Origin of the sequence: Pseudomonas lini, from assembly GCF_030812475.1 — a bacterium.
Taxonomy (GTDB): Bacteria; Pseudomonadota; Gammaproteobacteria; order Pseudomonadales; family Pseudomonadaceae; genus Aquipseudomonas; species Aquipseudomonas lini_A.
Window position 1 is genome coordinate 364,191 of record NZ_JAUSSR010000001.1, and the last position, 14,993, is coordinate 379,183.

Annotated in this window: 13 protein-coding genes; 12 read left to right on the forward strand and 1 reads right to left on the reverse strand. The window is 58.4% G+C overall.

All coding sequences use genetic code 11. From position 1 onward, the window contains the following. Window positions 1-59: 59 nt before the first annotated feature. From sdhC to J2W17_RS01855, 12 genes are all read left to right on the forward strand, one after another. Window positions 60-434 (forward strand): succinate dehydrogenase, cytochrome b556 subunit, encoded by a 375-nt coding sequence (sdhC, locus tag J2W17_RS01800; RefSeq protein ID WP_307328271.1) that lies wholly within the window; start codon window positions 60-62, stop codon window positions 432-434. Next, the gene (gene sdhD / locus J2W17_RS01805; RefSeq protein WP_007959040.1) at window positions 428-796 is read left to right on the forward strand and encodes a succinate dehydrogenase, hydrophobic membrane anchor protein; all 369 of its coding nucleotides are present in this window, start codon (window positions 428-430) and stop codon (window positions 794-796) included. The genes sdhC and sdhD overlap by 7 nt, the downstream gene beginning before the upstream one ends. A 3-nt stretch (window positions 797-799) precedes the next feature. Beyond that, a complete protein-coding gene (sdhA, locus tag J2W17_RS01810; RefSeq protein ID WP_307328276.1) occupies window positions 800-2,572 on the forward strand; it encodes a succinate dehydrogenase flavoprotein subunit in 1,773 nt (590 codons plus the stop codon). 11 nt (window positions 2,573-2,583) lie between these two features. Continuing rightward, a complete protein-coding gene (locus tag J2W17_RS01815; protein WP_307328278.1) occupies window positions 2,584-3,288 on the forward strand; it encodes a succinate dehydrogenase iron-sulfur subunit in 705 nt (234 codons plus the stop codon). Window positions 3,289-3,550: 262 nt separating this feature from the next. Continuing rightward, window positions 3,551-6,382, forward strand: coding sequence for a 2-oxoglutarate dehydrogenase E1 component (locus J2W17_RS01820; RefSeq protein ID WP_307328280.1), 2,832 nt, complete (start codon window positions 3,551-3,553; stop codon window positions 6,380-6,382). Window positions 6,383-6,424: 42 nt separating this feature from the next. After that, window positions 6,425-7,645 (forward strand): 2-oxoglutarate dehydrogenase complex dihydrolipoyllysine-residue succinyltransferase, encoded by a 1,221-nt coding sequence (gene odhB / locus J2W17_RS01825; protein ID WP_307328283.1) that lies wholly within the window; start codon window positions 6,425-6,427, stop codon window positions 7,643-7,645. A gap of 97 nt (window positions 7,646-7,742) precedes the next feature. Continuing rightward, on the forward strand, window positions 7,743-9,179 hold the full coding sequence (gene lpdA, locus J2W17_RS01830; RefSeq protein WP_307328285.1) for a dihydrolipoyl dehydrogenase: 1,437 nt from the start codon (window positions 7,743-7,745) through the stop codon (window positions 9,177-9,179). Window positions 9,180-9,358: 179 nt separating this feature from the next. Beyond that, window positions 9,359-10,525, forward strand: a complete 1,167-nt coding sequence (sucC, locus tag J2W17_RS01835) for an ADP-forming succinate--CoA ligase subunit beta (protein WP_008148602.1) — start codon at window positions 9,359-9,361, stop codon at window positions 10,523-10,525. Next, complete coding sequence (gene sucD / locus J2W17_RS01840; protein WP_007898976.1) at window positions 10,525-11,406, forward strand: succinate--CoA ligase subunit alpha; 882 nt, start codon at window positions 10,525-10,527, stop codon at window positions 11,404-11,406. The genes sucC and sucD overlap by 1 nt, the downstream gene beginning before the upstream one ends. A gap of 432 nt (window positions 11,407-11,838) precedes the next feature. Continuing rightward, window positions 11,839-13,152 (forward strand): branched-chain amino acid transport system II carrier protein, encoded by a 1,314-nt coding sequence (brnQ, locus tag J2W17_RS01845; protein ID WP_307328289.1) that lies wholly within the window; start codon window positions 11,839-11,841, stop codon window positions 13,150-13,152. A 295-nt stretch (window positions 13,153-13,447) separates the two neighbouring features. Continuing rightward, window positions 13,448-14,185, forward strand: a complete 738-nt coding sequence (locus tag J2W17_RS01850) for a DUF599 domain-containing protein (RefSeq protein ID WP_154851243.1) — start codon at window positions 13,448-13,450, stop codon at window positions 14,183-14,185. Then, window positions 14,185-14,586: an MAPEG family protein gene (locus J2W17_RS01855; protein ID WP_307328293.1), complete on the forward strand. Its 402-nt coding sequence runs from the start codon at window positions 14,185-14,187 to the stop codon at window positions 14,584-14,586. Before J2W17_RS01850 ends, J2W17_RS01855 begins: the two co-directional genes overlap by 1 nt. A gap of 67 nt (window positions 14,587-14,653) precedes the next feature. Here the strand turns inward: J2W17_RS01855 and J2W17_RS01860 are convergent, their stop codons facing one another. Beyond that, window positions 14,654-14,890: a hypothetical protein gene (locus tag J2W17_RS01860; RefSeq protein WP_154993002.1), complete on the reverse strand. Its 237-nt coding sequence runs from the start codon at window positions 14,888-14,890 to the stop codon at window positions 14,654-14,656. Between the last annotated feature and the right edge of the window lie 103 nt (window positions 14,891-14,993).

Genomic DNA, 14,993 nt, shown 5'->3' on the forward strand with positions numbered 1-14,993 from the left:
TGCACTCCCCAACAACTTTGCCCTGATTGTTAGGGGCTCTTCAGTGTGAAAAAAAAGCCGTGAAAAGCCAACGACCTGTAAACCTAGACCTAAGGACCATCAAACTCCCCATCACCGGCGTTACGTCGTTTCTTCACCGTGTTTCCGGCATCATCCTCTTCCTGGGCCTTGGCTTCATGCTTTATGCATTGGGCAAATCCCTGGGTTCCGAGGAAGGTTTTGCCGACGTGAAGGCAACCTTGACCAGCCCGCTGGCCAAGTTCGTAGCATGGGGCCTCCTGTCCGCTCTTCTGTATCACCTGGTAGCCGGTGTGCGCCACTTGATCATGGACATGGGCATCGGTGAGACGCTGGAAGGCGGCACACTGGGCTCGAAAATTATCATCGCCGTTTCCGTGGTGTTGATCGTTCTGGCAGGAGTTTGGATATGGTAACCAGCGTTACGAACCTTTCGCGTTCCGGTCTTTATGACTGGATGGCGCAACGTGTGTCTGCGGTCGTTCTCGCGGCTTATTTCATTTTCCTAATCGGATACCTCGTTGCGAACCCGGGCATTGGCTACGACCAATGGCATGGCCTGTTCGCCCACAACGGGATGCGTATCTTCAGTCTGCTGGCCCTTGTGGCCCTGGGCGCTCACGCCTGGGTCGGCATGTGGACCATCGCGACCGACTACCTGACGCCCATGGCGCTGGGCAAGTCCGCGACTGCAGTACGTTTCCTTTTCCAGGCAGTATGCGGCGTTGCGATGTTCGCTTACTTCGTCTGGGGTGTGCAGATTCTCTGGGGTATCTGATTCATGGCTAACATTCCAACGATTTCTTTCGACGCCATCATTATCGGTGGTGGCGGTGCCGGCATGCGCGCGGCGCTGCAACTGGCGCAAGGCGGTCACAAGACTGCCGTGATCACCAAGGTTTTCCCGACCCGTTCGCACACTGTTTCCGCTCAGGGTGGCATTACCTGCGCCATCGCTTCGGCTGATCCGAACGATGACTGGCGCTGGCACATGTACGATACCGTCAAGGGTTCCGACTACATCGGTGACCAGGACGCTATCGAATACATGTGTCAGGAAGGCCCGGCTGCGGTATTTGAACTGGACCACATGGGTCTGCCGTTCTCCCGTACCGAACAAGGTCGTATCTACCAGCGTCCATTCGGCGGTCAGTCGAAGGATTACGGTAAAGGTGGCCAGGCTGCCCGCACCTGCGCCGCGTCCGACCGTACCGGTCACGCGCTGCTGCACACGCTTTATCAGGGCAACCTGAAAGCCGGCACCACGTTCCTGAACGAGTACTACGCTGTTGACCTGGTGAAGAACTCGCAAGGCGAGTTCGTTGGCGTTATCGCCATCTGCATCGAAACCGGTGAAACCAGCTACATCCGCGCCAAGGCCACCGTGCTGGCCACAGGCGGTGCCGGTCGTATCTACTCGTCCACCACCAACGCCCTGATCAACACCGGTGACGGCGTCGGCATGGCCCTGCGTGCGGGCGTGCCGGTGCAAGACATCGAAATGTGGCAGTTCCACCCGACCGGCATCGCCGGCGCCGGTGTACTGGTTACTGAAGGTTGCCGTGGTGAAGGTGGTTACCTCATCAACAAGCACGGTGAGCGTTTCATGGAGCGTTACGCTCCGAACGCCAAGGACCTTGCCGGTCGTGACGTTGTTGCCCGTTCGATGGTTAAAGAGATCATCGCCGGCAACGGTTGCGGTCCGAATGGCGACCACGTCTTGCTCAAGCTCGATCACCTGGGCGAAGAAGTACTGCACAGCCGTCTGCCAGGCATCTGCGAACTGTCCAAGACATTTGCTCACGTTGACCCGGTGGTTGCTCCGGTTCCGGTCGTTCCAACTTGCCACTATATGATGGGCGGTGTTCCGACCAACATTCATGGCCAGGCGATCACCCAGGATGCCGAAGGCGTCGACACCATCATCCCTGGCCTGTTTGCAGTGGGTGAAGTGGCTTGCGTATCGGTTCACGGTGCCAACCGTCTAGGCGGCAACTCGTTGCTCGATCTGGTTGTGTTCGGTCGTGCGGCGGGTCTGCACCTGGAAAAAGCGCTGACCGACGGTATCGAGTACGACGACGCCACCGACGCCAACATTGAAACGGCCCTGGCCCGTCTGTCCGCTCTGAACGAGCGTACCGATGGCGAAGACGTGGCAACCCTGCGACGCGAGCTGCAAAGCTGCATGCAGAACTACTTCGGTGTATTCCGTACCGGCGAATACATGCAGAAGGGTATTGCCCAGCTGGCTGATCTGCGCGTGCGTATCGCCAACGTCAAGATCAACGATAAGTCGCAGGCGTTCAACACTGCACGTATCGAAGCGCTGGAACTGCAGAACCTGCTGGAAGTGGCCGAAGCCACCGCCATCGCTGCAGAGATCCGCAAAGAGTCCCGCGGCGCTCACGCCCGTGAAGACTTCGAAGATCGCGACGACGAAAACTGGCTGTGCCACACCCTGTACTTCCCGGGTGACAAGCGCGTGACCAAGCGTGCTGTGAACTTCTCGCCGAAGACTGTTCCGACTTTTGAACCCAAGATTCGGACTTATTAAGGGTGGCCGCCATGTTGAAAGTCAGTGTTTATCGCTACAACCCTGATCAGGACGCTGCGCCGTTCATGCAGGAATTTACGGTCGATACCGGTGGTAAAGACCTGATGGTGCTGGACGTGCTGGCCCTGATCAAAGAGCAGGACGAAGGTTTCTCCTATCGTCGCTCTTGCCGTGAAGGTGTTTGCGGTTCCGACGGCATGAACATCAACGGCAAAAACGGCCTGGCGTGCGTCACGCCGCTGTCTGCCGTTGTAAAAGGTAACAAGCTGATCGTTCGTCCGCTGCCAGGTTTGCCGGTTATCCGTGACCTGGTCGTCGATATGAGCATCTTCTACAAGCAATACGAAAAAGTTCAGCCTTACCTGCAGAACGACACGCCGGCTCCGGCCATCGAACGTCTGCAGACCCCGGAAGAGCGTGAAAAGCTCGACGGTCTGTACGAGTGCATTCTGTGCGCTTGCTGCTCGACCTCCTGCCCGTCCTTCTGGTGGAACCCGGACAAGTTCCTGGGCCCGGCTGCCCTGCTGCAAGCGTACCGCTTCCTGGCAGACAGCCGCGACACCAAGACTGCCGAGCGTCTGGCTGCGCTGGATGACCCGTTCAGCGTTTTCCGCTGCCGGAGCATCATGAACTGCGTCAACGTCTGTCCGAAAGGCCTGAACCCGACCAGGGCCATCGGTCACATTCGTAACATGCTTCTGCAAAGCGGCGTGTGATTCAGCTGTAGTACCCGCAAGACCGCTGTACCCGTAGATGCTACGGCGCAGGCTTCAACCGGCGCCGTAGTTTTAACCTGAGCAGCAGCTACAAAGGCTGCGGCTCTTATTTTGAAGAAATGAGACAAGCAGGGGCATCCGGGCTGGTACCCGGACTATCAGCGTGATCCTAGGTGGCTTGTTTTGGTCGCTGCATTTGGACTTCTGCAAGTTTGCTCGGTGTCGACGCCGGTGGTGTTCCCCTAACCGAGGGTGACCAAGCATGCAAGAAAGCGTGATGCAGCGCATGTGGAACAGCGCCTACCTATCCGGTAGTAACGCTGCCTATGTGGAAGAGCTCTATGAGCTCTACCTGCACGACCCTAACGCTGTGCCAGAAGAGTGGCGCACCTACTTTCAGAAGTTGCCTGCCGACGGCAACACTGCCACCGATGTTTCGCACTCCACGATTCGCGATCATTTCGTCTTGCTGGCAAAGAACCAGCGCCGCGCCCAACCGGTTTCCGCCGGCAGCGTGAGCAGTGAGCACGAGAAGAAGCAAGTTGAAGTGCTGCGATTGATCCAGGCCTACCGTATGCGTGGCCACCAGGCAGCCCAGCTTGACCCGCTGGGGCTGTGGCAGCGTCCTGCACCTGCAGACCTGTCGATCAATCATTACGGCTTGACCAATGCCGATCTTGATACGACCTTCCGTGCCGGCGACCTGTTCATCGGCAAAGAGGAGGCGAGCCTACGCGAAATTCACGAAGCGTTGCAGCAGACATATTGCCGCACCATCGGCGCTGAATTTACGCACATCACCGATTCCGAGCAGCGCCAGTGGTTCCAGCAGCGTCTGGAAAGCGTGCGTGGGCGTCCGACGTACTCCGCCGACATCAAGAGCCACTTGCTTGAGCGCGTGACTGCCGGCGAAGGCCTGGAAAAATACCTGGGCACCAAATACCCGGGCACCAAGCGTTTCGGTCTGGAAGGCGGCGAGAGCCTGATTCCGATGCTCGACGAGTTGATCCAGCGTTCCGGTTCCTACGGCACCAAGGAAATCGTCATTGGCATGGCCCACCGCGGCCGTCTGAACGTGCTGGTCAACACCTTCGGCAAGAACCCGCGCGAGCTGTTCGACGAGTTCGAAGGCAAGAAGAAGGTCGAGCTGGGTTCCGGTGACGTTAAATATCACCAGGGCTTCTCGTCCAACGTCATGACCACCGGCGGCGAAGTCCACCTGGCGATGGCGTTCAACCCGTCCCACCTGGAAATCGTTTCTCCAGTGGTCGAAGGTTCGGTTCGCGCCCGTCAGGATCGTCGCAACGACCCTACCGGCGAGAAGGTTCTGCCGATCTCCATCCACGGCGACGCGGCATTCGCCGGTCAGGGCGTGGTGATGGAAACCTTCCAGATGTCGCAGACCCGCGGTTTCAAGACCGGCGGCACCGTGCACATCGTGATCAACAACCAGGTCGGTTTCACCATCAGCAACCCGCTGGACTCGCGTTCCACCGAGTACGCCACCGACGTTGCGAAAATGATCCAGGCGCCGATCCTCCATGTAAATGGCGATGATCCGGAAGCCGTGTTGTTCGTGACCCAGCTGGCCATCGACTACCGCATGCAATACAAGCGCGACGTGGTGATCGACCTGGTCTGCTACCGTCGTCGCGGCCACAACGAGGCCGACGAGCCGAGCGGTACCCAGCCTCTGATGTATCAGCAGATCGCCAAGCAGCGCACCACCCGTGAACTGTATGCCGATCGTCTGACCCAGGCCGGTGTGCTCGACGCCGAGCGTGTTCAGGCGAAAATCGATGAATACCGCAACGCGCTGGACAATGGCCTGCATGTTGTAAAAAGCCTGGTCAAGGAGCCGAACAAAGAGTTGTTCGTGGACTGGCGTCCGTATCTGGGCCACGCCTGGACCGCGCGTCACGATACCCGCTTCGATCTGAAAACCTTGCAGGAACTGTCCGCCAAGCTGCTGGAGATTCCGGAAGGCTTCGTGGTTCAGCGCCAGGTCTCGAAAATCTACGAAGACCGTCAGAAGATGCAAGCCGGCGGCCTGCCGATCAACTGGGGTTACGCCGAAACCATGGCGTACGCGACCCTTGCGTTCGAAGGTCACCCGATTCGCATGACAGGTCAGGACATCGGTCGCGGTACGTTCTCGCACCGTCACGCCGTCCTGCACAACCAGAAAGACACCGGCAGCTACATTCCGCTGCAGAATCTGTACAAGGGTCAGCCACGCTTCGACCTGTACGATTCGTTCCTGTCCGAGGAAGCGGTCCTGGCGTTCGAATACGGTTATTCGACCACCACGCCTGAGGCGCTGGTTATCTGGGAAGCCCAGTTCGGCGACTTCGCCAACGGTGCCCAGGTGGTTATCGACCAGTTCATCACCAGTGGCGAGCACAAGTGGGGCCGTCTCTGCGGTCTGACCATGCTGCTGCCGCACGGTTATGAAGGCCAGGGGCCGGAGCACTCGTCGGCTCGTCTGGAGCGTTACCTGCAGCTGTGCGCCGAGCACAACATTCAGGTAGCCGTACCGACTACACCGGCTCAGATCTACCACTTGCTGCGTCGTCAGGTGATTCGCCCGCTGCGCAAGCCATTGATCGTGCTGACGCCGAAGTCGTTGCTGCGCCACAAGCTCGCCGTGTCTACCCTGGAAGATCTGGCCGAAGGTTCGTTCCAGACCGTTATCCCGGAAATCGATGCACTGGATCCGAAAAAGGTCAAGCGCGTTGTTCTGTGCAGCGGCAAGGTCTACTACGACTTGCTGGAAAAACGCCGTGCCGAAGGTCGTGAAGACATCGCTATCGTGCGTCTCGAGCAGCTGTACCCGTTCCCTGAGGACGACCTGATGGAGACGCTCGCCCCTTACACCAACCTCGAACACGTGGTCTGGTGCCAGGAAGAGCCGATGAACCAGGGCGCCTGGTACAGCAGCCAGCATCACATGCGTCGCAGTCTGAACAACCACAAGAAAGGCCTGGTCCTGGAATACGCGGGTCGTGAGGCGTCCGCCGCACCGGCTTGTGGTTACGCATCGATGCACGCTGAGCAGCAGGAACAACTGCTGCAAGACGCCTTTACTGTTTAACGCCTTCGCGCACCTGAAACCGAATTTAAGGACCCACAGATAATGGCTATCGAAATCAAAGCCCCCACTTTCCCGGAATCGGTTGCCGATGGCACCGTTGCCACCTGGCACAAGCAGCCGGGCGACGCCGTCAAGCGTGATGACCTGATCGTCGACATCGAAACCGACAAAGTCGTACTGGAAGTGTTGGCTACCGCTGATGGCGTACTGGGCGCTATCGTCAAGAACGAAGGCGACACGGTTCTGTCCGACGAAGTCCTGGGCTCCATCGAAGCGGGCGGCGCTGCTGCCGCTCCAGCCGCTGCCGCTGCTCCGGCCGCTGCACAGGCTGCCGCGCCAGCTGCCGAAGGCGAAGAAGATCCTGTCGCTGCACCGGCTGCTCGCAAGCTGGCTGAAGAAAACGGCATCAACATCGCTTCCGTTGCCGGTACCGGCAAAGGCGGTCGTGTCACCAAGGAAGACGTGGTAGCTGCCGTTGCCGCAAAGAAATCCGCTCCGGCTGCCGCGCCTGCCAAGGCTGCTGCTCCTGCCGCCGCTGCTCCAGTGTTCGCCGCCGGTGACCGCGTTGAAAAGCGCGTTCCAATGACTCGCCTGCGTGCCAAGGTTGCCGAGCGTCTGGTTGAAGCCCAGTCGAACATGGCGATGCTGACCACGTTCAACGAAGTCGACATGACCGAAGTCATGGCACTGCGCTCCAAGTACAAGGACCTGTTCGAGAAGTCCCACAACGGCGTGCGCCTGGGCTTCATGTCGTTCTTCGTGAAAGCGGCCACCGAAGCGCTGAAACGCTTCCCGGCTGTCAACGCCTCGATCGACGGCGCCGATATCGTTTATCACGGCTACGCCGACGTCGGCGTGGCGGTTTCCAGCGACCGCGGTCTGGTGGTACCGGTTCTGCGTAACGCCGAACTGATGAGCCTGGCTGAAATCGAAGGTGGCATCGCCACTTTCGGCAAGAAAGCCCGTGACGGCAAACTGTCGATGGACGAGATGACCGGTGGTACGTTCACCATCACCAACGGTGGTACCTTCGGTTCGATGATGTCGACGCCGATCGTCAACCCGCCGCAAGCGGCCATCCTGGGCATGCACAACATTCTACAGCGTCCTATGGCGATCAACGGTCAGGTGGTTATCCGTCCGATGATGTACCTGGCGCTGTCCTACGATCACCGTCTGATCGATGGCAAAGAAGCTGTGACCTTCCTGGTTACCATCAAGAACCTGCTGGAAGACCCGGCTCGTTTGCTGCTGGATATCTGATAAAAGCAGCCGCGAGCTGCAAGATTCAAGCTGCAAGTAAAGGCAGTTTGGCTTGTCGCTCGCGGCCTGGAGCTTTTCGCTAAAGAGGATTTTTTGAATGTCGCAGAAATTTGACGTAGTAGTGATCGGCGCGGGCCCTGGCGGCTACGTGGCTGCCATCAAGGCCGCGCAGCTGGGTCTTTCGACGGCCTGCATCGAGAAGTACACCGACAAGGAAGACAAGCTGGCTCTGGGCGGTACCTGCCTGAACGTCGGTTGCATTCCTTCCAAGGCCCTGCTGGACAGCTCCTGGAAATACAAGGAAGCCAAAGAAGGCTTCGCGATCCACGGCATCAACCACGCCGGCGTGACCATGGACGTGCCAGCGATGGTTGGCCGCAAGGCCAACATCGTCAAAGGCCTGACCTCCGGTGTCGCCACCCTGTTCAAAGCCAACGGTGTGACCTCCATCCAGGGTCACGGCAAGCTGCTGGCCGGCAAGAAAGTTGAAGTCACCAAGCCTGACGGTTCGGTAGAAATCATCGAAGCCGAAAACGTGATCCTGGCGCCAGGCTCCCGTCCGATCGACATTCCACCGGCTCCGGTCGACCAGAATGTGATCGTCGATTCGACCGGCGCGCTGGAATTCCAATCCGTACCAAAACGTCTGGGCGTGATCGGCGCTGGCGTGATCGGTCTGGAGCTGGGTTCGGTCTGGTCCCGCCTGGGCGCCGAAGTCACCGTTCTCGAAGCGCTGGACACCTTCCTGATGGCCGCTGACGCTGCCGTTTCCAAGGAAGCGTTGAAAACCCTGACCAAACAGGGTCTGGACATCAAGCTGGGCGCTCGCGTCACCGGTTCCAAGGTGAACGGCGACGAAGTCGTGGTCAACTACACCGACGCCAAGGGTGAACAGACCATCACGTTCGACAAGCTGATCGTAGCCGTCGGTCGCCGTCCGGTGACCACTGATCTGTTGTCCGCCGATTGCGGCGTGACCCTGGACGAGCGCGGTTTCGTGCACGTTGACGATCACTGCGCCACCACCGTACCGGGCGTTTACGCGATCGGCGACGTGGTTCGCGGCATGATGCTGGCTCACAAGGCCTCGGAAGAAGGCATCATGGTTGTCGAACGCATCAAGGGCCACAAGGCCCAGATGAACTATGATTTGATCCCTTCGGTTATTTATACTCACCCGGAAATCGCGTGGGTCGGCAAAACCGAGCAGACCTTGAAGGCAGAAGGCGTTGAAGTTAACGTTGGCACCTTCCCGTTCGCAGCCAGTGGCCGTGCCATGGCAGCCAACGACACCGGCGGTTTCGTGAAAGTCATCGCCGATGCCAAGACCGACCGCGTATTGGGCGTCCACGTGATTGGCCCGAGCGCTGCAGAACTGGTTCAGCAGGGCGCGATCGGTATGGAATTCGGCACCAGCGCGGAAGACCTGGGCATGATGGTTTTCTCCCATCCGACCCTGTCCGAAGCCTTGCACGAAGCCGCTCTGGCAGTGAATGGCGGCGCCATTCACATCGCCAACAAGAAGAAGCGTTAAGACAATAAGAAACCACGGCGGCTTGGCCCGTCGTGAGCCTTGCATGCAAGACTCACCGCGGAATATCCGCTGGACGCAGTCTTGCGTAGCCCAGCTACGCAAGCAGCAGTCACAGGTGGTGCGGCACTTGAACGAGTGCAGCACCGAATGCGCAGTACCTAACGAAGACGGTAATAAGCATGAATCTTCACGAGTATCAGGGTAAGCAGCTGTTCGCTGAATACGGCCTGCCAGTATCCCAGGGTTTCGCCGTAGACACCCCGGAAGCAGCAGCAGAAGCATGCGACAAGATCGGCGGGACCGAATGGGTTGTCAAAGCCCAGGTTCACGCGGGTGGTCGCGGTAAAGCGGGCGGCGTAAAGCTGGTTCGTAGCAAAGAAGACGCCAAAGCATTCGCTCAGCAGTGGTTGGGCAAGCGTCTGGTGACTTACCAGACTGATGCCAATGGTCAGCCAGTCACCAAGATCCTGGTTGAATCGTGCACTGATATCGCTAAAGAGCTGTACCTGGGCGCTGTCGTTGACCGTTCGAGCCGTCGCATCGTGTTCATGGCGTCCACCGAAGGTGGCGTGGACATCGAGAAAATCGCTCACGACACCCCTGAGAAAATCCTCAAGGCCACTATCGATCCACTGGTTGGCGCTCAGCCGTTCCAGGGGCGCGAGCTGGCATTCCAGCTGGGCCTGGAAGGTAAGCAAGTTGCTCAGTTCGCCAAGATCTTCGTAGGTCTGGCCAAGCTGTTCAAGGATCACGACCTGGCTCTGCTGGAAGTGAACCCGCTGGTGATCAAGGCTGACGGCGATCTGCATTGCCTCGACGCCAAGATCAACATCGACGCCAACGCCATGTACCGTCAGCCTAAACTGAAGACTTTCCACGATCCGTCGCAAGACGATCCGCGCGAAGCGCACGCTGCCAAGTTCGAACTGAACTACGTAGCCCTGGAAGGCAACATCGGTTGCATGGTCAACGGTGCTGGCCTGGCCATGGGTACCATGGACATCGTCAACCTGCATGGCGGCAAACCAGCCAACTTCCTCGACGTGGGCGGCGGTGCTACCAAAGAACGCGTTACCGAAGCGTTCAAGATCATCCTGTCCGACACTAACGTCGCTGCAGTACTGGTCAACATCTTCGGCGGCATCGTTCGTTGCGACATGATTGCCGAAGGCATCATCGGCGCAGTGAAAGAAGTCGGCGTGAAAATCCCGGTTGTTGTTCGCCTTGAAGGCAACAACGCTGAACTGGGCGCTAAAGTACTGGCAGAAAGCGGTTTGAACATCATCGCTGCTACCAGCCTGACCGACGCTGCTCAACAAGTCGTTAAAGCTGCGGAGGGCAAATAATGAGCGTCCTGATCAATAAAGACACCAAGGTTATCTGCCAGGGTATTACCGGTTCGCAAGGTAGTTTCCACACCCAGCAAGCCATCGAATACGGCACCAAGATGGTCGGTGGCGTAACTCCGGGCAAAGGCGGCACCGAGCACCTGGGTCTGCCAGTGTTCAACACCGTGAAAGATGCTGTAGCGGCCACTGGCGCCACCGCCAGCGTGATCTACGTTCCAGCTCCTTTCTGCAAGGACTCCATCCTGGAAGCAGCCTTCGGCGGCATCAAGCTGATCGTTTGCATCACTGAAGGCATTCCTACCCTGGACATGCTGGATGCCAAGGTCAAGTGTGACGAGCTGGGCGTAGTCCTGATCGGTCCTAACTGCCCAGGCGTGATCACTCCAGGCGAATGCAAGATCGGCATCATGCCAGGTCACATTCACTTGCCAGGCAAGGTCGGTATCGTTTCCCGTTCCGGCACCCTGACCTACGAAGCTGTGAAGCAGACCACTGACGCCGGTTTCGGTCAGTCGACTTGCGTCGGCATCGGCGGTGACCCGATCCCGGGTTCGAACTTCATCGACATCCTGAAGCTGTTCCAGGAAGACCCGAAGACCGAAGCGATCGTGATGATCGGCGAGATCGGCGGTTCGGCTGAAGAAGAAGCGGCGGCCTACATCAAGGCTAACGTGACCAAGCCGGTTGTTTCCTACATTGCTGGTGTGACTGCCCCTGCGGGCAAGCGCATGGGCCATGCTGGCGCAATCATCTCTGGCGGCAAGGGCACTGCAGACGAGAAGTTTGCTGCCCTGGAAGACGCAGGCGTGAAAACCGTGCGTTCGCTGGCAGACATCGGCAAGGCTCTGTCCGAGCTGACCGGTTGGGCGATCAAGTAAGCCTCGCGCTTTACTTGTAGCTCTGCTGACAAAGGCCACCTTCGGGTGGCCTTTGTCGTTTCTGGAGTTATGTGTCGTTAGTGAAGGCCCCATCGCGAGCAAGCTCGCTCCCACAGTTGATCTGCGGCGGGCACACAAATCGTGTGCCTATTGGAGATTCCCTGTGGGAGCGAGCTTGCTCGCGATGGCTGACTTACAGGCGCAGACCATTTAAATGCAAAAACGCGACATGGAAATGTCGTGTATCGGATAGTTCGCACCCTAACAGTGCGCTTGGCGGCCAAATTCGTTAGGCTAGCCGCCATTTTGCGGATGCAGCCCACAAGGCCGCTTCGCGCTAAACGGGTCAGTCCCATACGGACCGACAGCATTTCCCTCACCCATAGGGAAATCCCTCTCTAAATTCCGATTCAGTAGTGTGGTATTTCCTTAATGAAAGTGTTGAAAGGCCAGGACATCCTGGCACTTGGATTCATGACCTTTGCCCTGTTTGTCGGGGCTGGCAACATAATCTTCCCGCCTATCGTCGGCTTGCAGGCCGGACCTCATGTCTGGCTGGCGGCGCTGGGCTTTCTGATCACCGCGGTGGGTCTGCCGGTGATCACCGTGGTAGCGCTGGCGAAAGTCGGCGGCGCCATGGATGCCTTGAGCAGCCCGATAGGTAAAGTCGCCGGGGGCTTGCTGGCCGCTGCGTGCTACCTGGCCGTCGGCCCGCTGTTCGCGACGCCGCGCACCGCAACCGTGTCCTTCGAAGTCGGCCTCGCGCCGCTGACCGGCGAAAGCCCGCTGGCACTGTTCCTCTATAGCTCGGTGTACTTCCTGCTGGTGTTCTTCATCTCGCTGTACCCGGGCCGTTTGCTGGATACCGTGGGACGTTTCCTCGCCCCATTGAAGATCATCGCCCTGGCTGTACTCGGCATCGCCGCGTTTGCATTGCCCGCCGGCGACATCGGCGTGGGCACCCCCGAGTACGTGGCGGCACCGTTCTCTCAAGGCTTCATCAATGGTTACCTGACCATGGATACACTGGGGGCGCTGGTCTTTGGCATTGTCATCGTCAATGCCATCCGCTCCCGGGGCGTCGAGTCGCCGGCGCTGATCACCCGTTACGCGATCATTGCCGGGCTGATTGCCGGCGTGGGTCTGGCCCTGGTGTATGTCAGCCTGTTCCGTCTCGGTTCGGGCAGCCATGAAGTGGCCGCCGGCGCGACCAATGGCGCGGCGGTATTGCACGCTTACGTGCAGCACACGTTCGGCTCCCTGGGCAGCGGTTTCCTGGCGGTGTTGATCTCCCTGGCCTGCCTGGTCACGGCGGTCGGCCTGACCTGTGCCTGCGCCGAGTATTTCAGCCGTGTGCTGCCGCTGTCCTACAAGACACTGGTGATCATCCTCGCCGCGTTCTCCCTGCTGGTGTCCAACCTGGGCCTCACCAATCTGATCGCGTTCTCGATCCCGGTGCTGACGGCGATCTACCCGCCGTGCATCGCCCTGGTGGCCCTGAGCTTCTGCAAGGACTTCTGGCATGAGCAGGGCCGTATCGTCGGCCCGGTGATGCTGGTGTCCTTCATCTTCGGCCTGATCGATGCACTCAAGGGCGCCGGTCTGGCGGACTGGTTGCCGACGCAGCTGGCTCACCTGCCGCTGAGCGAGCAAGGTCTGGCGTGGCTGGTGCCGTCGGTGATGACGTTGGTGGGTGCCGTGCTGTGTGATCGTTTGCTGGGCAAGCGCGAAGAAGCGCTGGCGTAAGCCGTTGCAAAGGCCGCCACAAGCGGACGTTTGACTGCAGAAACAGAAATGCCCCGTATCAATCGATCCGGGGCATTTTTTTATGGGTGATGCGGTGTCTTTTCTTCTGCGCTAACGTCGAAAGACTGCAAACCCCCCTTGTAGGAGCGAGCTTGCTCGCGAAGAACCTGAGAGCGACACGTTTATCCAGGTAACACGCGCCACCATTCGCGACCTTCGCGACCTTCGCGACCTTCGCGAGCAAGCTCGCTCCTACAGGGGTACGGTGTTCCACCACTCGATCACAAGGACCTGCATGTCGTTCATCCTCGCCAACCTGATCCACATTCTCGCCGCCGCCTGGTTTGTCATCTGCTGGGGCGGCTATACCCGCTATGCCACGTGGAAAGCCCGCGACACCGCGTGCCTGGCCAGCGTGCTGCACCTGTACCGCGAAGACTGGATGCGCCGGATGCTGTTGCGCGACAATCGTATCGCCGACGCCAGTGTGATCGGCAACCTGGAGCGCAACGCCTCGTTCTTCGCTTCCAGCACCCTGATTATCCTGGCCGGCATTCTCACAGTGCTGGGGGCCTCCGAAAGAGCGGTGTCATTGCTGGCGGATATCCCGATGGTGCAGCAAGCGTCCCAGGGCATGTCGGAAATCAAGTTGCTGTGCCTGGCGCTGGTATTTGTCTATGCGTTCTTTACCTTCAGCTGGTGTATGCGGCAGTACAACTTTGCGGCAATCCTGGTGGGTTCGGCACCGATGGTCGGGGAACGGCATGTTTCCGAACTGGAGCGTAAAGCCTTTGCCGCCCGTGCGGCGCGAGTGATTTCCATGGCCGCCAACCAGTTCAACTTTGGCTTGCGCTCTTATTACTTCGGCATGACCATGCTGGCCTGGTTCGTCAGTCCCTGGTTGTTCATGTTGATGAGTACCGGCGTGGTCCTGGTGCTCTATCGCCGGGAATTTCACTCCGACGTACTTGATGTGATGGTCTATACCCCTACAGAGGCACCCTTGCCCGAGGCGAACAAAGAGGTCGCTTGATGAGTATTCCGTTCTGGTGTGTGTTTATCAGTGCCTTGATGATTTATGTAGCCCGTATCCCGGTGGCCAAGGCCATGAAAGAGCAGGGCGGTTACGATAACCACCTGCCACGCCAACAGCAGGCGCAACTCACCGGCTTCGGTGCCCGGGCGCTGGCCGCACATCAGAACTGTATAGAGGCATTCATTCTGTTTGCGGTGGGGGTGTTGATGGCGCACACCACGCAGACGGCGGGGTGGCTTATAGATTCGCTGGCCATCGTGTTCGTGATGACACGAGTAATTTATCTGTTGTGTTACTGGGTGGATTTAGCCTGGCAGCGCAGTCTGGTGTGGTTCGTCGGGTTAGTGTGTTCGTTATTACTGATGATTAGTCCGACTTTTAGAAGCATTTTGCTCTAGCGCCGGATTGCAGGCAAAAGAAAACCCGCACTTGGCGGGTTTTCTTTTGCCTGCATCAAAAAGCGATTTATTGCTTCTTGGCAGCTTCTTCTTGTGCAGCTTCGTTCGATTCAGCCTGAGCTTTGGCGGCTTCGGCGTTTTCTTTTGCCGCGTCGTTCACTTTATCCTGAGCTTTGTTCATGTCTTGCTGGGCTTGCTCAGCATGTTGGTTAGCATCTTGAGCTTTGTCCTCGGATTTTTTATCGCAAGCAGCGAGACCGAGGGAAGCGGTCAACATCAAGGCAATAGCTAAAGTCTTACGCATGGGGTGTTTCTCCTTATGGAAAATATCTACTGGCCTTTCGAGCACGGTTCTCAGCGTTAAGTTCCTCAATTCATACAGATATATAAGATTATTCCGACGGGAA